Consider the following 21,678-nt stretch of genomic DNA (forward strand, 5'->3'; position numbering starts at 1 on the left):
GGGATTTTGGGGAATTTTGCAAAGGTCTCAGATTGCCAGTCTAAAACTTCTAGTAAAACAAAAGGCCGTCTGAATGTTCAGACGGCCTTTATCATACAAAAATTTTATTCTGCTTCAGGTTTGACAGTACTGCGGACATCACCGCTTTTTTCTTTATGTTTCAAAACAGCGCGGTCGAGCTTGTCCATCAAAACATCAATTGCGGCGTACATATCCTGTTCAATCGCTTCAACGTGCAAATCTTTGCCTGCCAAATGTACATCAGCTTCGGCTTTCTGGCTGACTTTTTCCACCGAGAGCGTGATGGTCACGGAGATGATGTTGTCGGCGTGGCGGCTGATTCGTGCCAACTTGTCGGAAACGTAGTTTTTGATGGCTTCGGTAACATCAAAATTCAGACCGGTGATTTTCAGATTCATGATACAGCTCCTTCGGTTGGTTAGTCCGTCAAAACGGATCGGAATATATCTACTCGGTAAATTTTCGTTTGTGTGCCGGTGGGATGTCTAATGATTCTCTATATTTAGCAACTGTACGTCTGGCGATTTCAATGCCGCGTTGTTTTAATAATTTGACGAGGGTCTCATCCGAATAGGGTTTGCTGCTGTCTTCGCTTTCAATCAGCTGGCTCAATACGGCTTTGATTGCACCTTGGCTGAACCCTTCGCCGTCATCGTCGGCATTGACTGCCTGTGTGAAGAAATAGCGTAACGCAAACAGGCCGCGCGGGCAAGACAAATATTTCTGATTAGCGGCACGCGAGATGGTACTTTCCGCCAAACCCAATTCGGCGGCGGCATCTTTCATCAGCATGGGCGACAGGCCGATTTCTCCGAAGATGAAAAAATCTTCCTGATTTTTGACGATATACTCGGCAAGGCGGAGGACCGTGCTTTTACGCAGCTCCAAAGAATCAATGCGCTGCTTGGCTTCGTTGATTTTTTCCTTCCACTCCGGTGCGCCCTCTTCCTCTGATTTCATCAGGTCGCAATATTCCTGATTAAGCTGCAGCTTCGGCCAAGCCGCTTCGTTGCTGATGACTTCCCAGCCGTCCTTGCCCTCTTTGACCCAAACGTCAGGCTGAATATAAGGCGTAGGCGTGGCAGAGGCGAAGCCGTAGGCCGGATAGGGATTGAGCCCGGCAATCATATCGAGCGCGGCTTCTATGGTTTTGCTGTCGGTATCGGGATAAAGTTTACGGAAACGCAGAACGTTTTGTTTGCGGTTTTTGCCTAAGTCTTGAAGCGAACTTTGCACCAAATGCGCGGCCATTTGTCTGGCCGGAGAAGCCGGCAAACGCATCAGTTGCAACATGAGCGACTCGGTCAAATCCGCCGCCGCCACGCCGGGAGGATCAAAAGTTTGCAACACATCCAGCGCATTTTGCAGGGCTTCTTCGTCCAGCATCCATTCCAACGGCGTGTGGTCGATGATTTCTTCGAGGCTGTCGGTGAGGTAGCCTTGTTCATCCAAAAAATCAATCAAGACATGAACATAGGCCGCTTCCACTTGCGAGAGCGGATGCTCGCACACTTGGGCATGCAGATAGTGTTTGAAATCCTCTTCTTCGGCGATGTTGCTCCAAATATCTTCGGCATCGTCGCCGCTCAACTGCTGACCTGCGCGCGGCATGGTGACGGCACGATTGAGCCCGCTATCGGCAAACTCATCGCTTTCCGGACGCTCAAGCAGAGGATTGTCTAATAACCAGTCTTCCACTTCGCGCTCAAGCTCAAGACCCGACATCTGTAAGATGCGCAAAGACTGCTGCAGCCGCTGGTTGAGCTGCTGGGTCTGTTTGAGTTTAAGGACGAGTGAAGACATAGTGTTTTTTTCGAAGTGTATGGATAGTTTTTCAGACGGCCTTTGTACGGAGGGCCGTCTGAAAAACTAGGTTATAGGTATTATATTTGTATTTTTAGTGATTATTCCAATATTTATAGCCGCCCTCAATTGAAATAAGGGTCTCATATACCGTCAAATATGCATTCAATATTTGAAATTTTCACCCAAGTAAACCGAACGGACTTGTTCATTGTTGACCAAATCATCCGGCTTGCCTGAAGCCAATACCGTACCGTCGCTGATGATGTAGGCACGGTCGCAGATGCTGAGGGTTTCGCGCACGTTGTGGTCGGTAATCAATACGCCAATACCGCGTGATTTGAGGAACTCGATGATTTTCTGAATATCGATGACGGCAATCGGGTCAACGCCGGCAAAAGGTTCGTCCAACAAAATGAAACGCGGCTGCATGGCCAGCACGCGTGCGATTTCGACACGGCGGCGTTCGCCACCGGACAAGGACGGCGCAGGGTTGTTGCGCAGGCGCTCGATATTCAAATCTGCCAACAGTTTTTCCAGTTCGGCATCGATGCGGCTTTTGTCCTTTATGCTGATTTCCAAAATGGCGCGGATATTTTGTTCCACGGTCATTTTGCGGAAAATCGAGGCTTCCTGCGGCAGATAGCCGACGCCGAGGCGGGCGCGTTCGTGAATGGGCAGGTGACGCAACTCTTGGCCGTCCAGCATCACGCTGCCTGCATCGGCGGCAATCAGGCCAACAATCATGTAAAAGCTGGTGGTCTTACCCGCGCCGTTGGGGCCGAGCAGGCCGATGACTTCGCCGCTTTCGATTTCAAGGGAGAAGCTTTTGACGACTTGGCGTTTTTTGAAACTTTTTTGCAGGTTTTGAACCACAAGACGGCTGTTGTTTGCGCTCATATTCTGTTGACTTTCGATATTGACCTCAGGCCGTCTGAACCTTTTTCAGACGGCCTTTTTATGTGTTTTCTTATTTGTTTTTCTGCGTGCTGGACGGCTGGATGACCACGCTGACGCGGCCGGATTTGGCGGCGGATTTCACACCGGATTTGGCGCTGCCGTTGATGGTGTAAACCTCGGTTTTGGTGTTGTAAGTGATGACCGCACCTTCGGCCACATCGCCGCCGCGCTGTACTTTGGCATTACCGGTCAGGGTAACCAGACTGGCTGCAGAAGAATACGTTACAGTATTGGCTTGGCCGTTGACCACGCCTTTGCCGCCGTCCAACTCTTGGCTGAATTTGACGGGCGAACCGGTGGCTTTCATCAACTGCTCGCTTTTGTCGTTGCGCGAAACGGTCACGCTGCCGGCACGGATATTGAGCGTGCCTTGTTTGATGATGACGTTGCCGGAAAAGGTGGTGCTTTGGTTGTTTTGGTCAAGCGAGCCTTGGTCGGCTTCGATTTGAATCGGCTGCTTGCTGTCGCTTTGCAGAGCAAAGGCCGGGCTGGCGGCAAAAACGGCAACAAGGGCTAAGGTTTTACAAATTTTTTGTATCATAAATTGTGGCTTTCACTTTGGAAGGGAAATTCAGCAAACCGGTTTTGTGGTCATAAGTCATGCCGTTTGCCTGACCGCCGGACTGTCCGTATTGGAAAGTAACGGGGCTGTCGGTATGGGCGTATTGCGCTTCGGTATCAACATTCAAACGTTCGGTTTTGACGATGCCGGCCAAACGCTTGGCATCTGCCGCTTTATTTAAGACAACATTCTGTTCAAAAACGACTTTTTTGTTTTGAATATTGTACGCTGCCTTATCGCTGCCGACTTCATACAGCAGGCTGCCGTCGCGGTAAAACGAAAGATGTGGTTTGTCCAAATGCACGTCTGCGCTATTCGGATATTGGACGGCATCGACCGCGCTCAGGTTTTCTTTCAGACGGCCTTCTTGGTCAAAACGTTTGCCGTTGATGCCTTTCATCGAATATTGCGGCTCATTCGGATTGAGGACGACTTCTTCAACCTGCACTTCGCTGATGCGGCCGAGCCACGCCGCCAGTGCGCCGAGTGAAACGGCCAACACCAGCGGAAAGGCGATTCCGTAACGCCATCTGATTTTCATCGTACATACTCTTTCAAAGCAGGTTCAAGCGTACCTTGCGCCTGCATAATCAAATCGCACACTTCACGCACCGCACCTGCGCCGCCGGATCGTCGGGTTACATAATGGGCGTATTGCAAAGTGAACCAATGCGCCTCAGGAACGGCGACCGCCAATCCGCAACGCACCATCACGGGCAAATCGACAACATCGTCGCCGACAAAGGCGCACTCATGCTCCTCCACACCGGCATGTTCGCGTAATTGGGCGTAGGCGGCACGTTTGTCGTGAATGCCTTTGAAGTAATAGTTGATACCGAGCTGCTTCACGCGGATACCGACGGAAGGCGCATCGCGGCCGGTAATAATCGCAGTTTGCACGCCGCCGGCCTGAAGCATTTTCAAACCGTGTCCGTCCAAAGTGTGGAACGATTTGATTTCTTCGCCGTTGTCGCGGATAAAAATGCGGCCGTCGGTCAAAACGCCGTCCACATCCAGTATCAGCAGTTTGATACCTAAAGCGCGTTGTTGCAGGTCGGAAGAGAGGTTTTGCATAAGGTTTCCTTATTTCAGACGGCCTATTCTAGCATAAGGCCGTCTGAAAACGTTTTTGCCGTCGATTCAGACAATTCGTGCCATCAATAAATCGTGCATATTCAGCGCACCAATCAGCACGCCGTTTTCTTCGACCACCAGCAAACCGTTCACATGGCCGCTTTGCATGGCTTTCAAAGCTTCGGTGGCAAGGCGGTCGGCGGAAATGGTTTTCGGCGAAGCGTGCATGATGTCGTCCACTTTCAAACCGGCAAAGCTGTCGCGTTCTTGAAACAGACGGCGCAAGTCGCCATCGGTAAATACGCCTTTCAAACGGCCTTCGGCATCGGTTACCGCCAACATGCCCAAGCCTTTTTCACTCATGCGGACAATGGCTTCTTTCAACGGCGTACCCAACAAAACGGCAGGCAGAGCTTCGTCTTTGTGCATAATATCCGCCACGCGCAGAAGCAGGCGTTTGCCCAGGCTACCGGCCGGATGGCTTAAAGCAAAATCGTCGGGCGTAAACGCGCGTGCGCGCAGCAGGACAACCGCCAACGCATCGCCCAAGGCCATTACGGCAGTCGTACTGGAAGTCGGCGCAAGGCCGAGCGGGCACGCCTCTTTGGAAACCGCCGCGGTAATATGGATATCGGCATGACGCGCCATGGTCGAAGTCGGATGGGCAGTGATACAAATAAGCGTGATGTTTTTACGTTTCAACGCCGGAATAATCGCTGCAATTTCATCGCTTTCGCCGGAATTGGAAATGGCAACCACGACATCGTGGTCCACAATCATGCCCAAATCGCCGTGCGCTGCTTCGGCAGGATGGACGAAAAACGCAGGCGTGCCGGTGGAAGCCATGGTTGCCGCCATTTTGCGGCCGATGTGTCCGGACTTGCCCATGCCGGTAATGACGACCCTGCCCTTGCAGTGCAACAACGCTTCCGCCGCACGGACAAAATCATGATCCAAAGCCGCCGCAATTTCACGCAAACCTTCGGCTTCCGTATTCAATACATCGCGCGCCCAGTCGAGATAAAGTGTGTTTTCCGCCATCAAAGCCACCTTTCGTGCTTGAATTTAGGTTTGTTTTGCCCAAATTAATCGGCTGTAAACTGTTCAAATTCATCGAATCGGCGTAGCATTACCGCCACTTCAACAAACAAACCTATTATGTAAAAGGAATCAGAGATGACTATTTTATCGGACGTTAAAGCATTAGGACAACAAATCTGGTTGGACAACCTCTCCCGTTCGCTGGTACAAAGCGGCGAATTGGCAGAAATGCTGAAACAAGGTGTGTGTGGCGTAACTTCCAATCCTGCCATTTTCCAAAAAGCCTTTGCCGGAGACTCCCTGTACGCCGATGAAGTAGCCGCGCTCAAACAACAAGACCTGACGCCAAAACAACGCTACGAAACCATGGCGGTTGCCGATGTGCAAGCCGCTTGCGACGTGTGCCTTGCCGAACACGAATCCACCGGTGGCAAAACAGGCTTCGTCAGCCTCGAAGTTTCGCCTGAATTGTCCAAAGACGCACAAGGCACGGTTGAAGAAGCGCGCCGCCTGCACGCCGCCATCGGCCGTAAAAATGTCATGATTAAAGTACCGGCAACCGACGAAGGCATCGAAGCGCTTGAAACCCTCGTTTCAGACGGCATCAGCGTCAACCTGACCCTGCTCTTCTCCCGCACCCAAACCCTCAAAGCCTATGCGGCCTACACGCGCGGCATTGCCAAACGTTTGGAAGCAGGACACGACGTTTCCCATATCCAAGTTGTCGCCAGCTTCTTTATTTCCCGTGTCGATGCCGCATTGGACACCACTCTGCCCGAACACCTCAAAGGTAAAGTCGCCATTGCGCTGGCCAAAGCCGCCTATCAAGATTGGGCGCAATACTTCGGCAGCAGCGAATTTGCCGCACTTGCCGAAAAAGGTGCCAACCGCGTACAACTTTTATGGGCATCTACCGGCGTGAAAAACCCTGCCTATCCTGACACTTTGTATGTTGACAGCCTGATTGGCGCCCATACCGTCAACACCGTTCCCGATGCCACACTCAAAGCCTTTATCGACCACGGCACCGCCAAAGCCACTTTGACCGAAGGTGTGGACGAAGCCCAAGCGCAACTTGCCGAAACCGCGAAACTCGGCATTGATGTCGAAACTTTGGCAATTCGTTTGCAGGAAGACGGTTTGAAACAATTTGAAGACGCTTTCGCCAAACTGCTTGCTCCCTTGGCTTAAGCGGATTGAACGGACGGCTGAGAAACTTAAATTATTTTGAAAAGTCTCAGGCCGTCTGAAACCCAAATTCGGGCGTGTATGGCACGCCCTTTTCTATCACGATTTGAATACCGTGCAGGCATACTATCCCTGCCCTACAAAACCACCCTGCCATGTATATAGGACGTTTCGCCCCCAGCCCTACCGGCCTGCTTCATATCGGTTCCCTACTGACCGCCGTCGCCTCCTATGCCGACGCACGCGCTCATCAGGGCAAATGGCTGGTCCGCATTGAAGACCTTGATCCTCCACGCGAAATGCCCGGCGCCGCTGCCGACATTTTGCGCACGCTTGAGGCTTTCGGCTTTGAGTGGGATGGCGAAGTCGCCTATCAAAGCCGCCGTTACGACCTGTATCAAGACACCCTCGACCGCCTCAAAGCAGCCGGACTGGTGTATCCTTGCTATTGCAGCCGCAAAGACTGGCAGGCGGCGGCAACACATGGCGCAGACGGATTTGTATATAACGGCCGTTGCCGCAATCCTCAGCAAAGACCCGACACGCAAAACAAAACGCCGGCATGGCGCATTCAAGCTCCCGATCGCGTGATCGGTTTTTCAGACGGCATTGTCGGACATTACGCACAAAATCTGGCACACGACATCGGCGATTTTGTCCTGCTTCGTGCCGACGGCTATTGGGCATATCAGCTTGCCGTGGTTGCCGACGATGCCGATCAAGGCATAACGCATATTGTCCGCGGTCAGGACTTGCTCGTTTCCACGCCACGCCAAATCTATCTGCAACAATGCCTCGGCGTGCCCACACCGGCCTACGCCCACCTTCCCCTATTGACCAACAACCAAGGGCAAAAATGGTCGAAACAAACCCTTGCCCCGGCTTTGGATTTGAATCAAAAAGAACAACTTCTCCACCAAGTCCTAACCTACCTCAACCTACCCGATGCACCTACCATGAACCGTCCGCAAGAATTGCTCGATTGGGCGGTGACGCACTGGCAAATGGACAAAATCCCAAAATTGTCCATTATCACGGACTGAATTAGCGCAATTACAACAAAATTACTCTAGGTATTACAATATTTCATAAAATTATGTAAGTAATCTTCCGATTCATCCCAAACCACGCCCAAGAAGCGAAAAATCATGTATATTTCAAAAATTTCCTAAAATTGTCACAAACTGATAATTTCAAGGTTGTAACAACATACGGCTGACGCGTTATTTGAGGATGACAAAGCGCGGCAGATCTCCCACGATACAACAAAAAGAATACCGCTATGCCAAGTGCCATTATTGTAGAAGACGAAGTATTAGCAGCAGAACGCTTACGTGTATTATTGGAAGAGTGCAATGTCGTACTGCTCAACGTCTTTCACCATGCCATGCCAGCATTGGAGTGGCTGAGTGTCCACGAAGTCGACATCGTATTTGCCGACATCGGCATGCCGGAAATCGACGGTCTCGAGTTTGTCGAACGCATTAAGCGTACCGCCAAACGCCAGCCGGAAATTGTATTCACCACAGCCTACGAAGAACACGCCCTGCGCGCGTTTGAGCTGGCCGCCGCAGACTATCTGCTCAAACCGATCAAAATGACCCGCCTGCAAACCGCGCTTGACCGCATCATCGAGAAAAACCGCGAAAAAGCAGACAGTTTCACCCATTTCAAAGTGTACAACCGCGAACGCATGGTTGAAATCCCATGGCAACAGGCGCGTTACCTGATGGCGGAACACAAAACCGTCTATCTGTTTACCGGCGACGGCCACAGCTACGAATTACCGAAGACCTTGGTTTACTGGGAAGAATTGCTGGGCGACAAAGTCATCCGCATCCACCGCAACGCCCTCGTCTTCCGCCACACCCTCGACAGCCTGATTCGACTGGACGATGACGAAAACGACGAATCCGCATCCACATGGGGCGCAAAAATTCTCGATATTCCGACCCCATTGCCCGTCAGCCGCCGGCAACTGTCCACCCTGCGGAAAATTATTAAAAACAGCATCTAACAATGCACTCCTTGACTGGCTCTTTTTAAATCAAAGGCCGTCTGAAAAGATATTTTCAGACGGCCTTTTAACTTCTCAGCTCAATAGTAGAAATTTTAAAAAAAGAATAGTCCAAGTCTGTCGTTTGGCTTTATCCAAGCTCTCAATTTGATTAAACCTTGTTATATCCACAAACAAGGCTTTCCATTTTTTAATCCAGCATCTCTCAATTACTACCACTCAACAGAAAAGGCCGTCTGAAAAATTCAGACGGCCTCGATACTTAAGCCTTACAGATTAAAAGAACAATTCACGCCAGCTGATGCGTTTGAGTCCGCATGTACGGCCTTGTACTTCCAGGCTAACCAGTTGGTTAGACAAGAGACTGCGATCGCCTTTGGTTGCAAAACATTTATTGTTTGGCACGCTCGGCGTAGCGTTCAACTCCTTATCCGTACCTGTACCGCCACTATCGCCATCGGCAGTTACCGGAGAATCGTCAGCTTTGCTGGAATTCATATAAGTAAAGTTGATAACGCCATCAAAAGTCATACCGTTGGCGTAATAAATCTGACCATTATTTTCACGTTTGTAGATAAATGTACGATCCTTGCGGGAGATACGCGCATCACGCAAGCCCAAACGACCGCCGTTTTCGGCATTTACGCCCAGAATAATCGTTTTCGCTGTCGTTTGTGTGGATGTACTGTCCGGCAAACAAACATCGGTACTGGAGGAATCAGTATGAATTGTTTTGGTTTCATACTTACGAATGGTTACAACGGCTGTACGCAAAATCATCGTCGGTTTGACAGTCACACGTTCATTCGGATCTAAAGTCAGACTCCAGCCTTTTTTGTCTTTGCCTACCTTATTGTCGCTAACATAAATATGTTCGCCGTCACTTTCTCTGGTTTGCTGTTCCAACTCACTGCTGTTTGCCAAAACTGCTTTTTTGGATTCATCAGTAGACACATCGTCGTAAATACCATAAACGGCATTGATTTGGCCATTGGTATTGGTCAATTCATTCTGATAAATCTCGCTACCCGTACCAAAAATAACGACATACTTATCTTTACTGCGGCGTGATACCGCAGGCGCAGAAGTAATCGGTTGATTACCCGATCCTTGGAAAATCATTTGCGCAGACCATTTGGACGGAGTTTCACCACTCAAGTCAAAGCGGAACATATTGCCGTAACGGTCGCCGGCATAAGCAATATCGACAATACCGTCAAAATCGGTGTCTACCAAAGTAGGAGTAGAGAGACCGCCTTTGCCATTCGGCGCAGGAATTTTAGCCAAGAGCTTGCCGGCACTGGAAACATTTTTACCGGTATCTTGCGTACCAGCTTCTTTACCCGTCATATCATAGATATACAAAGCCGTTTCATTGTCGGCACTGTTCACATCCTCAGTACGATAGCCGCTGGCCAAGAAACCCGAATAACGCACATTCGATTCCAGATTAACCGGGGTAGTATCGCGCTTGATAGACACACGACCAATTTGTGTCGAACCAATGGTATACCCCAGCTTATTACCAGAGCCTTTTTCTGTTTCAAACAAAGGTACAGTCTTATTCCAACCACTACGATCACTGTTCGCCACTGCACCAATATTCAACGCATACGCACCGCGTCCACCTTGACCCATCGCACCAAACATAAAGGTTTGCTTATCAGGCGTTTGGCGGAGAACAAAACCACCATTAACCATATAGCGGTGCGGCGTGCTGGAGCCGTAACCATCGCGAGCGACATCTTTCAGAACCTTGCCCAAAGTTGTCGCTTGACCTTGATCGTCCTCACGCTCCATGCCTGCCGGAATATAGCTGAGTTTCAAGTCATAAGGATTGCTAGTCGTACCATTACGGAAAATATGTACCATGCCGTCATTGGCAGCGGCGACCAAAAACTCTTGACGGTTGTCGCGCTTATCGCCAATAGCTGCAACCGAACCATCTAAAATATCACCTAGATTACGTTCATCTTTACTTGAATCAGCAGAATCTGTCGGACGAATTCGATAAGACTGGCTATAACCTTTTGTCTCCGCATCCGCTTTGATAATTTCATCACTACCTGCTCGACCAGTCCATTTCAGCAATGCATTTTTCCATTCCAACTTATCTTTCGCACTGCCGTCTGAAATGCCAAAATCGGCATTTGAAGCCTCATTGTCTGCAACTCTATCGATGAAATAGGTCTTGCTGCCGTCCTTAACCAAAGTAAGGCGGTTATTAAATGATGGCTGGTCAAACTTTGTCGTATTGATAGGCGTACCATCGCGGTTCAATTTATAAAACCGCAATTGACTACTCCAAGAGCTGGTATTCAAATGAACCGTTGCCGCCATATCGGGAATACCTGTACTGGTCGTTGCAGGCGCAGTTGAAGATGTTCCCTCAAATTTTGTTATTTTACTGTCATTTTCAATATTGTCGACAATGGTCTTGAAAGCATCGAGCAACTTTTCAGGTTTTGAGGCATTGAAATACCAGTCTGGGCGACTGGCACCCTTTTCCAGATACTCTCTCCCGACTTTAGAGATTCCCTCACCAAAGCCCACGGTAAAAGTCTGAACCAATTGCTTACTATAATCTAAACCTTTAGGGTCGTTTGGATCACCATCCCAGCTCTTACCTGCATCATCTTTGCCATCTTTTTCTGTTTTGATGTCTTTTTCTGCCAAAGTCTGACTAAAGAATCGCATACCGCGTTTTTCATCCTTATAGTTCCTATCCCAATAAGGAACAATAATTTCGCCAAGGCCTTGGACTTCTTTCTTACCATCTTTTTCACCTAAAAGAACCCAATTCCCTGAAGCATCTTTTGCATAATCAGTATATTGACATTGAAACTTTTTCTCCCCTTCAGGAGTATTCAATCGCGGATCATAATTTGGCAGATCAAAATTTCCTTCAAGGCCGTTTCCTGAAAATTTCTTACCTTGCCCATATTTATCTTCATAAGCTTTTACTTCAGACGGCCCAAAATATTGATATACAGACGTATCCGCACTATGCTCAATAGCACGGTAATAGTTTGAATAATAATAATTTCGATCATAGTTGAAGCTAGTATTACGAGATTTACGCGGATCCTCACCAGAAGCCTGATTACTACAACTTAAGTTCGCATCACCATCAGATACCACAACGACATAGGACTTCTGGCAACGGTATTTGATATTGGGGATAACGAAATTTTTGACGACTTCATAATAACGGCGCGTTGTCGGCGTAGCTTGGTAAGCCAACATCTCATCTACCTTTTTACTGACATATTCCCAGTTTCGACCGGCAGAACCATCCGTAAAGCCTTCAGAATCCTTCATATCGCCTTTGGTATCGTCGGGGCTAGGCAGTTCTGCATATGCGTAAAGAGCATTATTCTCTTTCCTTTTTTTCTCATCCCATTTCCAATACCGAGGATTATTGTGCAAAGTCTGCAAACCCCAGTTAAACTGATCTTTATATTGCGCCAAAACCTGCTTTAATGCCGATTTTGCAATATTGATTTTTTTTTGCTCATCACGGACATGATAATCACCCTTTGCATCAGCCAACATACTGCCCGAGTCATCAATCAAAAACATAATATTGTGTTTGACTTTGGGTTGGCCGTTGATGGAGGTTTCGTTTTGCAGGTAAAACGGAATTTTGGCAAATTGCTGCGTATTTGCCTGAACGGAAAAGCTGATAAGCGCTAAAGCGGAAGCAACGCTTGCATGAATAAGGCGATGGCGGCCTGATGGAGCGTCTTGCATAATGTGTTCTTTTTTCATCGGATAATCTCAGCTAGAAATGACATTGTTTTTATTTTTTATAAGGCTACGATTTTAGCATAAACAGCCTGTTCCATGTTTGATTCGGCTGAATTTCCCTATGCCTGCATTTCAAACACAACAAAAATGAAACAATCTGCCTGATCAGTTTTCAGACGGCCCGACTGGATATTTAGTTCAACCTTACTCATCAAGCATTCCAAAAGCAAGGGATTGTCCCGTAAAGGTAAAACATTTTTAAATTATCGACTCCTTGCTCTATGCTTGAAATCCCTATCATTTTGACTTAAAATACACTGCTTCTACGGCATAGACCGCTATGTCTGAAAAAGCACGTTACACAGCAAAATCAAAGCTGCGGAGCGTGTTTTTTTTTAGCCGAGATTTCCGAAGGCTGTCTTTTTTGTAAACAATTTTATTTTTCAGACGGCCCGACCCATTTTTTCGAACCGACCATCATCAGGCAAACAGGATTCCATCATGACCACTCCAGCTCTTCTCGTTCTCGCTGACGGCAGCGTATTTCACGGCACATCAATCGGTTACGAAGGTTCGACTTCCGGCGAAGTCGTGTTCAACACTTCCATGACCGGCTATCAGGAAATCCTGACCGACCCTTCCTACTGCAAACAAATCGTTACCCTCACCTATCCACATATCGGCAACACCGGCACCAACGCCGAAGATGAAGAAAGCCGCAGCGTTTACGCCGCCGGTTTGATTATCCGCGACCTGCCGCTGTTGCACAGCAACTTCCGCGCATCCGAAAGCCTGCACGACTATTTGGTACGCAACCAAACCGTCGCCATCGCCGACATCGATACCCGCCGCCTGACCACCCTGTTGCGTGAAAAAGGTTCACAAGGCGGTGCAATCTTGACCGGTGCAGATGCCACGGTTGAAAAAGCACAAGAACTGATTGCCGCATTCGGCAGCATGGTCGGCAAAGACTTGGCAAAAGAAGTTTCCTGCACAGAAACTTACGAATGGACCGAAGGCGAATGGGAATTGGGCAAAGGTTTCGTTACCCCTTCCGAACAGCCTTACCACGTCGTCGCCTACGATTTCGGCGTCAAAACCAACATCCTGCGCATGCTCGCCTCGCGCGGTTGCCGCCTGACCGTTGTTCCCGCACAAACCAGCGCGGAAGAAGTATTGGCACTCAATCCTGACGGCGTATTCCTGTCCAACGGCCCCGGCGACCCCGAGCCTTGCGACTACGCCATCAAAGCCGTACAAAAACTGATGGAAAGCGGCAAACCGATTTTCGGTATTTGTTTGGGACACCAGCTGATCAGCCTCGCTATCGGCGCGAAAACCCTGAAAATGCGCTTCAGCCATCACGGTGCCAACCACCCTGTACAAGATTTGGATAGTGGCAAAGTCGTCATTACCAGCCAAAACCACGGTTTCGCCGTCGATGCCGACACTTTGCCTACCAACGCACGCATTACCCACAAATCCTTGTTCGACAACACCTTGCAAGGTATCGAACTGACAGACAAACCCGTGTTCTGCTTCCAAGGCCACCCCGAAGCCAGCCCGGGTCCGCAAGATGTCGGTTATCTGTTTGACAAATTCATTGACAATATCAAAGCAACAAAACAATAAAGCTGATTTTTTCAGACGGCCACACTCAACTCAACAACAGGCCGTCTGAAAACCAAACTTCAAAAATATAAATTCAGGCACACTCTCAACATCTACACAGTCTGAAACCCAACCCTCGAATCAGAAAGGAAGAACCATGACAGAAAAACAAATGCGCATTCTTTCCGTCGTCGCCACCCTGACCGCCGTCGGTATGTACGTTTCCTACATCCCACAAATCCAAAACAACCTTGCCGGCAACCCCGGCTCACCACTGCAACCCCTCGTCGCCGCCATCAACTGCACATTATGGGTTGCCTACGGCTTTTTAAAAGAAAAACGCGACTACCCCGTCATGCTGGCAAACGCCCCGGGCATCATTTTGGGCTTGATTACGTTTGTCACTAGTTTTTAAGGAAGTTTTCAGACGGCCTGTGCAACATAAAAACGCAAAAGGTCGTCTGAAAAAAGATTGTCTTGCCGCAACATTTAATTCAATCAGCAAACCCTCCCCCTCCCGTAGGAGAGGGCTAAGGAGAGTGCAACAGGCCGCAAGGCTTACACAAACAGCAATCCGACAACAAAAATGAACCCGCCCGAAAAACTATTGACCGCCGACAACCCCGCCCTGCGCCAACGCGCCAAAGCCATGCGTCAACAAATGAGCGAGGCGGAAGCAAAATTGTGGCAGCACCTGAGGGCAGGCCGTCTGAACGGCTATAAATTCCGCCGCCAGCAGCCGATGGGAAATTATATTGTTGATTTTATGTGCGTAACGCCTAAGCTGATTGTCGAAGCAGACGGCGGGCAACATACAGAACAAGCCGCATACGACCACGCGCGGACGGCATATCTCAACAGCTTGGGCTTTACCGTGCTGCGTTTTTGGAACCACGAAATTTTGCAGCAGACAAACGATGTACTGGCAGAAATCCTGCGCGTGTTGCAAGAATTGGAAAAGCAGCCTGCACGGTAGCAGATGACTGATTTTGATTGTATTTTGAAAATAATAGGATACAGATTGCCTGAATTGGGCGTTTAAAAGGCCGTCTGAAAAGCAAAAAAAGCAGACTGCACACTCGTTTTCCTTGCGGAATCCTTAACCCCAACAGCCACCCCGTCCTCTCTCCCCGTGGGAGAGAGCTAGAGAGAGGGCAACAAGCCGCAAGGCTTGTATTTTGGGCGGTTAGGGTGTTGGGAAAGATTGCTGCAATTGGGAGAATACCCTCTCCCCAGCCCTCCCCCACGGGGGAGGGAGCAGGTTACAGCGAATTTAAGCGTTACAGGTCGGCTGAAAAAGAATGCCCGGAACATCAACAGCAGGAATTTTTCAGGTAGCCTTTATCGCAAGGCAGATGGAACAAACGCCGCGAGCGTTTTTTTCAGACGACCTTTGAACCCATCGGCAGGGTGTGTGCCGCAAGGCACGCACGCGGTGGGTTGGGGTTGCAGGGGAAATGGAAAACGCGTGCGTGCGTGCGTACCGCACACACCCTACATTCAGGCTACGGCTTGCTTACTAAGTACATTTATTTAGGAATATGAAATGGCGCTCAACAATTTAAGAGATTTACTGGATGATATGAAGAGTAAAAACAGAACGATTGAAGCATTTCCTTTTAATTATAATCAAGGGCAATATGCTGTTATTTTGACCAGATATAAACCTGATGAATCCAAACCGCATCAATCTGCACAAGCAAAATTAGAGTTTTTTAATTTGAATAGTGGTAATTCAATATTTGCATACGCTAATTTTTCTCAAATTAATTTCAAAAATGCTAATGATTTTATTAATTTTTTTAAAATTAATGTTCAAGCTGGTACTGCGACAATCAGAGAAATTTTTCAGAGTTTTAGTAATTTTTTTGCAGATTTCATTCCAACACAAACTAAAAAAGATTTAGACATAATTTATAAAAGGATTGTAGCTACTCGTTTAGAACCTAACTCTCCTAACACTATTTATTGCTATGATGTCCGTAGAAACGGGAAAGATAAGGCTGGTAAGCCTAATCGCAGGAGCGTGGAAAATAGTGAAAAAGCAAAAATTTTGCGCCCAGAGTTATACGAAAAATTTAAAGCCGATAGTAATTACAGTTTTTTCTTTTCAGATAATCCAAGTGATGAAAAAACAGATGCAGAAATAATTAGAGAAGTTACCAATCGTCAATAATCCAAATTATTCAAAAGAAAGACCCACCCATGCCCAAACGTACCGACCTAAAATCCATCCTTATCATCGGCGCCGGCCCTATCGTTATCGGTCAGGCCTGCGAATTTGACTATTCGGGCGCACAGGCCTGTAAGGCTTTGCGTGAAGAAGGCTATAAAGTCATTCTGGTGAATTCCAACCCCGCCACCATCATGACCGACCCTGAAATGGCGGATGTTACCTACATCGAGCCGATTATGTGGCAGACGGTGGAGAAGATTATCACCAAAGAGCGACCTGATGCGATTCTGCCTACCATGGGCGGCCAGACTGCGCTGAACTGTGCGCTGGATTTGGCGCGCAACGGCGTATTGGCGAAATACAACGTCGAGCTGATTGGTGCGACCGAAGACGCGATTGACAAAGCGGAAGACCGCGGCCGCTTTAAAGAAGCGATGGAAAAAATCGGTTTGTCTTGCCCGAAATCTTTTGTCTGCCACACCATGAACGAAGCTTTGGCAGCGCAAGAACAGGTCGGCTTCCCTACCCTGATTCGCCCTTCTTTCACGATGGGTGGTTCGGGTGGCGGTATTGCCTACAATAAAGACGAGTTCTTGGCAATTTGCGAACGCGGTTTTGATGCGTCGCCTACGCATGAATTGCTGATTGAGCAGTCTGTTCTCGGCTGGAAAGAGTACGAGATGGAGGTTGTACGTGATAAAAACGACAACTGTATCATTATCTGCTCGATTGAAAACTTTGACCCGATGGGCGTGCATACGGGCGACTCCATCACTGTTGCGCCTGCACAAACATTGACCGACAAAGAATACCAAATCATGCGTAATGCTTCGTTGGCAGTGTTGCGCGAAATCGGCGTGGACACGGGCGGCTCAAACGTTCAGTTTGCAGTAAACCCTGAAAACGGCGAGATGATTGTCATTGAGATGAACCCGCGCGTGAGCCGTTCTTCCGCGTTGGCATCTAAAGCAACCGGCTTCCCGATTGCTAAAGTAGCGGCCAAACTGGCTGTCGGCTTTACGCTGGACGAGTTGCGCAACGACATTACCGGCGGCCGCACGCCCGCGTCGTTCGAGCCTTCCATCGACTATGTGGTAACCAAAATCCCGCGTTTTGCGTTTGAAAAATTCCCTGCCGCAGACGACCGCCTGACCACGCAGATGAAATCTGTGGGCGAAGTGATGGCAATGGGCCGTACCATTCAAGAAAGTTTCCAAAAAGCCTTGCGCGGTTTGGAAACAGGCTTGTGCGGTTTCAATCCTCGCAGCGAAGACAAAGCGGAAATCCGCCGCGAACTGGCCAATCCGGGTCCTGAGCGCATGCTTTTTGTAGCCGATGCGTTCCGCGCAGGCTTCACACTGGAAGAAATCCACGAAATCTGCACCATCGATCCTTGGTTCTTGGCGCAAATCGAAGACTTGGTGAAAGAAGAAAAATCGGTTTCAGACGGCCAGTTGCAAGATTTAGATTACGCCGCTTTACGCCGTCTGAAACGCAAAGGCTTCTCTGACAAACGTTTGGCACAATTATTGAACGTAAGCGAAAAAGAAATCCGCGAACACCGCTACGCGCTGAAACTGCATCCGGTTTACAAACGCGTTGACACCTGTGCCGCCGAGTTTGCTACCGAAACCGCCTACCTCTACTCCACTTACGAAGAAGAATGCGAATCCCGTCCTTCCGACCGTAAAAAAGTGATGATTCTCGGCGGCGGTCCAAACCGTATCGGCCAAGGTATTGAATTTGACTACTGCTGCGTTCATGCCGCACTCGCCCTGCGCGAATCCGGTTTTGAAACCATCATGGTCAACTGCAACCCCGAAACCGTGTCCACCGACTTCGACACCAGCGACCGCCTGTACTTCGAGCCGCTGACATTGGAAGACGTATTGGAAATCGTTCGCACCGAAAACCCATGGGGCGTGATTGTTCATTACGGCGGCCAAACTCCGCTCAAACTGGCCAATGCCTTGGTGGCAAACGGCGTAAACATCATCGGCACATCTGCCGACAGCATCGACGCTGCCGAAGACCGCGAACGCTTCCAAAAAGTATTGAACGACTTAGGCCTGCGTCAACCTCCTAACCGCATCGCCCACAACGAAGAAGAAGCACTCGTGAAAGCCGAAGAAATCGGTTATCCGTTGGTTGTCCGTCCTTCTTACGTACTCGGCGGCCGCGCCATGCAGATTGTTCACTCTGCAGAAGAGTTGCAAAAATACATGCGTGAAGCCGTACAAGTTTCCGAAGACAGCCCCGTATTGCTCGACTTCTTCTTGAACAACGCCATCGAAGTGGACGTAGACTGCGTTTCAGACGGCCAAGACGTCGTGATCGGCGGCATCATGCAACACGTCGAACAAGCAGGTATCCACTCCGGCGACTCCGGCTGCTCATTGCCTCCATACTCATTGGACGAAGAAATTCAAGACGAAATCCGCCGTCAAACCAAAGCCATGGCATACGCACTGGGCGTGGTCGGCTTGATGAACGTACAGTTTGCCGTACAAGACGGCGTGGTCTTCGTACTGGAAGTAAACCCACGTGCCAGCCGTACCGTACCGTTCGTATCCAAAGCCACCGGCGTACCGCTTGCCAAAGTCGGCGCACGCGTGATGGCAGGCATTTTGCTGAAAGAGCAAGGTGTAGAAAAAGAAGTCATCCCGGACTTCTACGCCGTTAAAGAAGCCGTGTTCCCATTCATCAAATTCCCGGGTGTGGACACCATTCTCGGCCCTGAAATGCGCTCTACCGGCGAAGTCATGGGCGTAGGCGCAAGCTTTGGCGAAGCCTACTTCAAAGCCCAACTCGGTGCAGGCGAACGCTTGAGCACAACCGGCAAAGTGTTCCTCGCCGTACGCGACGAAGACAAACCGCTCATCGTCAAAACCGCACAAAACTTCCAAGCACTCGGCTACGGTGTCTGCGCCACACGCGGTACCGCCGAATACTTGAAAGAACACGGTATCATCGTGCAAGCGGTTAACAAAGTGCAGGAAGGCCGCCCACACATCGTGGACGCAATTAAAAACGGCGAAATCGCACTGGTGGTCAACACCGTCGGCAGCACAGTGCAATCTGTCACCGACAGCCACAGCATCCGCCGCACCTCCCTCACCCAACGCGTACCGCAATACACCACCATCGCCGGCGGCGAAGCCATGAGCGAAGGCGCAAAAAGCCGCGAACACTTGGGCGTGTACAGCGTACAGGAATTGCATGGCCGTCTGAAAAACAAAGCCTAATCAATCCTAGCGGATTTAAAGCTAAAAGGCCGTCTGAAACCTGCTTGCTCAGTTTCAGACGGCCTTTCTGCAAAAATAAGGAAAACGTAATGAAACAAACCATTCAAGAAAAACTGACTCAAATTTCACTTACCGAACCGCTGCACTTTCTGCTGGCGGCGGAGAGCGGAAGCCGCGCATGGGGCTTTGCTTCGCCCGACAGCGATTATGACGTTCGCGCTGTTTATATCCGTCCGCAAGAACATTATCTGCAAATCGATGAAGCAAAAGATACGTTTGAATTTATTGAAAACCAATGGTTTGACGTAGGCGGCTGGGACATCCGCAAGGCTTTGCGCCTATTGAGAAAAAGCAATGCTGTATTGCTGGAATGGCTGCGTTCGCCGATTGTTTATACACAAGATGAGGCATTCATAGGCCGTCTGAACGAACTTGCGCCTCAATACGTCCAAGCCGCCGCGTTGTTGCACCATTATCGCGGTATCGCCGGCAATGCTTTGAAAGCCATGGATTTGGCGCAGCCGATTAAATTGAAGAAATGGTTTTACGTCTTGCGCCCTTTATTGGCGGCTCGCTGGGCAGTGAAACAAGGCGGTATTCCGCCAATGACTTTGGTTGAGTTGATGAATGAGTGGCAGACAGATTGTGCTACCCAAATTACTGATCTGGTCGCATTAAAAGCAGGGCAGAACGAAAGTTATCTGCACACATTATCTCCAGAGCTGCAAAAGCTGACTGTTGATCTATATAACGAAGTTTCTGCCTTGTCTGCCCCTGCTACCGAACCTGCCGGTAGCAGGCCTTTGAACGAATTGTTCCGCTCCACCTTGGCAACCATTTATCCGTAAAAGGCCGTCTGAATATGCTGACCCTCGAAGACTTGCACACGCAAAACCTGATTCTGCTTGAAGCCGTGTCCGGCAGCCGCGCCTACGGTTTGGCAACGCCCGAGTCCGATACCGACATCAAAGGCGTGTTTTACCTGCCCAAATCCATGTTTTACGGCATGGAATACATCCCACAAATCAGCAATGAAACTAACGATATTGTATATTACGAACTGGGACGGTTTATCGAATTGCTGTTGCAAAGTAATCCAAACACGCTGGAGCTGCTGGCTTCCCCTTCCGACTGCGTGCGATACCGTTCACCATTGATGGATGCGTTCAAAACCGAATGGTTTATCTCCAAAACCTGCCAGCAAAGTTTTGCAGGCTATGCCTACGGACAAATCAAAAAAGCACGGGGATTGAATAAAAAAATCAGCAATCCGATGCCGTCTGAAAAGAAAAGCATCCTTGATTTCTGCCACATCATAGAAGGCAGGCAAACTGTACCGTTACCGTACTGGCTTACACAACGCGGAATGGAACAAAGGCGTGTAGGCTTAATCAAAATAGCCCACGCCCGAGAACTTTATGCCCTGTTTTACGATGCCGACGGCACACTTGGCTACCACGGTATTGCACCCAAACCCGAAGCCACAACGCTGTCACTCAGCACTATTCCAGAAGGCGAAACACCGCTTGCCCATCTATCCTTCAACCAAGACGGATACAGCAGCTACTGCCACGAATATGCCTCTTATCAACAATGGCTGACAGAACGCAACGAAACACGCTATCAAGGCACGCAGGCGCACGGCCAAGGTTACGATGCAAAAAATATGATGCACACCTTCCGCCTGCTTGAGACCGCACACGATATTGCCCTTCATGGCGAAATCCGTCCACGCCGTCCCAATCGTGACGAATTGCTGGCCATCAAGCGCGGCTCTTTTCCTTACGATGAACTGTTGGTGCGTGCAGAAACATTGATTAACGAAGTAGAAAATTTGTTCGCCCAGTCCGATCTGCCGGAAGCTGTAAACAGCACTTTGGCAATCAATGCCCTTGTCGAAATCCGAACCAAGATTTACGGATAAGAGAATCAAAAACAGAGGCCGTCTGAAATTATGTGTTTCCGCTTTTCAGACGGCCTTTTCATATTTCAAATTCCAACCGTCTATCCATCAAAACAACCTTTTCTGCCATCTCCAAACAAGCAATAGCAACATGAAATATAATTTCGTTATTGATTGGATTCATACGACAAAATTGTTGTTTTTTCATCATAATCCAAAAATATCGAGTTTAACGCCTATTCTCCTTGCTTTATAATGGCCGTCTGAAATAAAAATACAATTAAAGCAGAAGCATGTCTTTGCAACTTAAGCAGATTTGCATAATTG

At 49.0% G+C, this 21,678-nt stretch carries 19 protein-coding genes; 10 read left to right on the forward strand and 9 right to left on the reverse strand.

Annotation, left to right across the window (positions count from 1 at the left end; genetic code table 11):
- Positions 1–104: 104 nt before the first annotated feature.
- From raiA to HMPREF2608_RS00440, 7 genes are all read right to left on the reverse strand, one after another.
- Positions 105–419, reverse strand: coding sequence for a ribosome hibernation-promoting factor, HPF/YfiA family (raiA, locus tag HMPREF2608_RS00410; protein WP_003748344.1), 315 nt, complete (start codon positions 417–419; stop codon positions 105–107).
- Positions 420–468: 49 nt separating this feature from the next.
- Entirely contained in the window at positions 469–1,824 is a 1,356-nt protein-coding gene (gene rpoN / locus HMPREF2608_RS00415; RefSeq protein ID WP_070825598.1) for an RNA polymerase factor sigma-54, read from the reverse strand.
- A 165-nt stretch (positions 1,825–1,989) separates the two neighbouring features.
- Entirely contained in the window at positions 1,990–2,724 is a 735-nt protein-coding gene (lptB, locus tag HMPREF2608_RS00420) for an LPS export ABC transporter ATP-binding protein (protein ID WP_063069323.1), read from the reverse strand.
- A gap of 70 nt (positions 2,725–2,794) precedes the next feature.
- Positions 2,795–3,325, reverse strand: coding sequence for a lipopolysaccharide transport periplasmic protein LptA (gene lptA / locus HMPREF2608_RS00425; RefSeq protein ID WP_049328829.1), 531 nt, complete (start codon positions 3,323–3,325; stop codon positions 2,795–2,797).
- On the reverse strand, positions 3,306–3,887 hold the full coding sequence (lptC, locus tag HMPREF2608_RS00430) for an LPS export ABC transporter periplasmic protein LptC (RefSeq protein ID WP_003686789.1): 582 nt from the start codon (positions 3,885–3,887) through the stop codon (positions 3,306–3,308). Before lptC ends, lptA begins: the two co-directional genes overlap by 20 nt.
- Positions 3,884–4,420 (reverse strand): KdsC family phosphatase, encoded by a 537-nt coding sequence (locus HMPREF2608_RS00435; RefSeq protein WP_070825599.1) that lies wholly within the window; start codon positions 4,418–4,420, stop codon positions 3,884–3,886. The genes lptC and HMPREF2608_RS00435 overlap by 4 nt, the downstream gene beginning before the upstream one ends.
- A gap of 66 nt (positions 4,421–4,486) precedes the next feature.
- Complete coding sequence (locus HMPREF2608_RS00440; protein ID WP_070825600.1) at positions 4,487–5,461, reverse strand: KpsF/GutQ family sugar-phosphate isomerase; 975 nt, start codon at positions 5,459–5,461, stop codon at positions 4,487–4,489.
- Positions 5,462–5,596: 135 nt separating this feature from the next.
- On the opposite strand from HMPREF2608_RS00440, the gene tal reads away from it, so the two are divergent.
- From tal to HMPREF2608_RS00455, 3 genes are all read left to right on the forward strand, one after another.
- On the forward strand, positions 5,597–6,652 hold the full coding sequence (gene tal, locus HMPREF2608_RS00445; protein ID WP_070825601.1) for a transaldolase: 1,056 nt from the start codon (positions 5,597–5,599) through the stop codon (positions 6,650–6,652).
- Between the two features lie 152 nt (positions 6,653–6,804).
- Positions 6,805–7,692 (forward strand): tRNA glutamyl-Q(34) synthetase GluQRS, encoded by an 888-nt coding sequence (gluQRS, locus tag HMPREF2608_RS00450; protein ID WP_070825602.1) that lies wholly within the window; start codon positions 6,805–6,807, stop codon positions 7,690–7,692.
- Positions 7,693–7,931: 239 nt separating this feature from the next.
- Entirely contained in the window at positions 7,932–8,666 is a 735-nt protein-coding gene (locus HMPREF2608_RS00455) for a LytR/AlgR family response regulator transcription factor (protein ID WP_036493381.1), read from the forward strand.
- Positions 8,667–8,942: 276 nt separating this feature from the next.
- On the opposite strand, the gene pilC is transcribed toward HMPREF2608_RS00455, so the two are convergent.
- Positions 8,943–12,419 (reverse strand): PilC family type IV pilus tip adhesin, encoded by a 3,477-nt coding sequence (gene pilC, locus HMPREF2608_RS00460; protein ID WP_283122268.1) that lies wholly within the window; start codon positions 12,417–12,419, stop codon positions 8,943–8,945.
- Between the two features lie 498 nt (positions 12,420–12,917).
- Here pilC and carA point away from each other — a divergent pair, with 498 nt between their 5' ends.
- From carA to HMPREF2608_RS00475, 3 genes are all read left to right on the forward strand, one after another.
- Entirely contained in the window at positions 12,918–14,048 is a 1,131-nt protein-coding gene (gene carA, locus HMPREF2608_RS00465) for a glutamine-hydrolyzing carbamoyl-phosphate synthase small subunit (RefSeq protein ID WP_070825604.1), read from the forward strand.
- A gap of 136 nt (positions 14,049–14,184) precedes the next feature.
- Complete coding sequence (locus HMPREF2608_RS00470) at positions 14,185–14,442, forward strand: SemiSWEET family transporter (RefSeq protein ID WP_049331825.1); 258 nt, start codon at positions 14,185–14,187, stop codon at positions 14,440–14,442.
- 171 nt (positions 14,443–14,613) lie between these two features.
- Positions 14,614–15,003 (forward strand): endonuclease domain-containing protein, encoded by a 390-nt coding sequence (locus HMPREF2608_RS00475; protein ID WP_070825605.1) that lies wholly within the window; start codon positions 14,614–14,616, stop codon positions 15,001–15,003.
- A gap of 365 nt (positions 15,004–15,368) precedes the next feature.
- Here the strand turns inward: HMPREF2608_RS00475 and HMPREF2608_RS11420 are convergent, their stop codons facing one another.
- Positions 15,369–15,518, reverse strand: a complete 150-nt coding sequence (locus tag HMPREF2608_RS11420; RefSeq protein ID WP_168167204.1) for a hypothetical protein — start codon at positions 15,516–15,518, stop codon at positions 15,369–15,371.
- Between the two features lie 55 nt (positions 15,519–15,573).
- Here HMPREF2608_RS11420 and HMPREF2608_RS00480 point away from each other — a divergent pair, with 55 nt between their 5' ends.
- The 4 genes from HMPREF2608_RS00480 to HMPREF2608_RS00495 all read left to right on the forward strand — a co-directional run bounded on the left by HMPREF2608_RS00480 (position 15,574) and on the right by HMPREF2608_RS00495 (position 21,372).
- Positions 15,574–16,203 carry a DUF6037 family protein gene (locus HMPREF2608_RS00480; protein ID WP_070825606.1) on the forward strand — a complete coding sequence of 210 codons (630 nt, stop codon included), beginning with the start codon at positions 15,574–15,576 and terminating at the stop codon, positions 16,201–16,203.
- A 29-nt stretch (positions 16,204–16,232) separates the two neighbouring features.
- On the forward strand, positions 16,233–19,448 hold the full coding sequence (gene carB / locus HMPREF2608_RS00485; protein WP_070825607.1) for a carbamoyl-phosphate synthase large subunit: 3,216 nt from the start codon (positions 16,233–16,235) through the stop codon (positions 19,446–19,448).
- An 89-nt stretch (positions 19,449–19,537) separates the two neighbouring features.
- On the forward strand, positions 19,538–20,296 hold the full coding sequence (locus tag HMPREF2608_RS00490; protein WP_070825608.1) for a nucleotidyltransferase domain-containing protein: 759 nt from the start codon (positions 19,538–19,540) through the stop codon (positions 20,294–20,296).
- A gap of 14 nt (positions 20,297–20,310) precedes the next feature.
- Positions 20,311–21,372, forward strand: coding sequence for a DNA polymerase beta superfamily protein (locus HMPREF2608_RS00495; protein ID WP_070825609.1), 1,062 nt, complete (start codon positions 20,311–20,313; stop codon positions 21,370–21,372).
- The last annotated feature ends 306 nt before the right edge of the window (positions 21,373–21,678 follow it).

The organism is Neisseria sp. HMSC064D07 (assembly GCF_001837185.1).
Taxonomy (GTDB): Bacteria; Pseudomonadota; Gammaproteobacteria; order Burkholderiales; family Neisseriaceae; genus Neisseria; species Neisseria flavescens_C.

Coding starts and splice junctions, on each gene's coding strand:
- HMPREF2608_RS00470 (WP_049331825.1), top strand. CDS start 14,185: ATGACAGAAAAACAAATGCGCATTCTTTCCGTCGTCGCCACCCTGACC.
- raiA (WP_003748344.1), bottom strand. CDS start 419: ATGAATCTGAAAATCACCGGTCTGAATTTTGATGTTACCGAAGCCATC.
- tal (WP_070825601.1), top strand. CDS start 5,597: ATGACTATTTTATCGGACGTTAAAGCATTAGGACAACAAATCTGGTTG.
- lptB (WP_063069323.1), bottom strand. CDS start 2,724: ATGAGCGCAAACAACAGCCGTCTTGTGGTTCAAAACCTGCAAAAAAGT.
- HMPREF2608_RS00455 (WP_036493381.1), top strand. CDS start 7,932: ATGCCAAGTGCCATTATTGTAGAAGACGAAGTATTAGCAGCAGAACGC.
- HMPREF2608_RS00480 (WP_070825606.1), top strand. CDS start 15,574: ATGGCGCTCAACAATTTAAGAGATTTACTGGATGATATGAAGAGTAAA.
- HMPREF2608_RS00490 (WP_070825608.1), top strand. CDS start 19,538: ATGAAACAAACCATTCAAGAAAAACTGACTCAAATTTCACTTACCGAA.
- carA (WP_070825604.1), top strand. CDS start 12,918: ATGACCACTCCAGCTCTTCTCGTTCTCGCTGACGGCAGCGTATTTCAC.
- lptC (WP_003686789.1), bottom strand. CDS start 3,887: ATGAAAATCAGATGGCGTTACGGAATCGCCTTTCCGCTGGTGTTGGCC.
- pilC (WP_283122268.1), bottom strand. CDS start 12,419: ATGCAAGACGCTCCATCAGGCCGCCATCGCCTTATTCATGCAAGCGTT.
- rpoN (WP_070825598.1), bottom strand. CDS start 1,824: ATGTCTTCACTCGTCCTTAAACTCAAACAGACCCAGCAGCTCAACCAG.
- HMPREF2608_RS00475 (WP_070825605.1), top strand. CDS start 14,614: ATGAACCCGCCCGAAAAACTATTGACCGCCGACAACCCCGCCCTGCGC.
- lptA (WP_049328829.1), bottom strand. CDS start 3,325: ATGATACAAAAAATTTGTAAAACCTTAGCCCTTGTTGCCGTTTTTGCC.
- gluQRS (WP_070825602.1), top strand. CDS start 6,805: ATGTATATAGGACGTTTCGCCCCCAGCCCTACCGGCCTGCTTCATATC.
- HMPREF2608_RS00495 (WP_070825609.1), top strand. CDS start 20,311: ATGCTGACCCTCGAAGACTTGCACACGCAAAACCTGATTCTGCTTGAA.
- HMPREF2608_RS00435 (WP_070825599.1), bottom strand. CDS start 4,420: ATGCAAAACCTCTCTTCCGACCTGCAACAACGCGCTTTAGGTATCAAA.
- carB (WP_070825607.1), top strand. CDS start 16,233: ATGCCCAAACGTACCGACCTAAAATCCATCCTTATCATCGGCGCCGGC.
- HMPREF2608_RS00440 (WP_070825600.1), bottom strand. CDS start 5,461: ATGGCGGAAAACACACTTTATCTCGACTGGGCGCGCGATGTATTGAAT.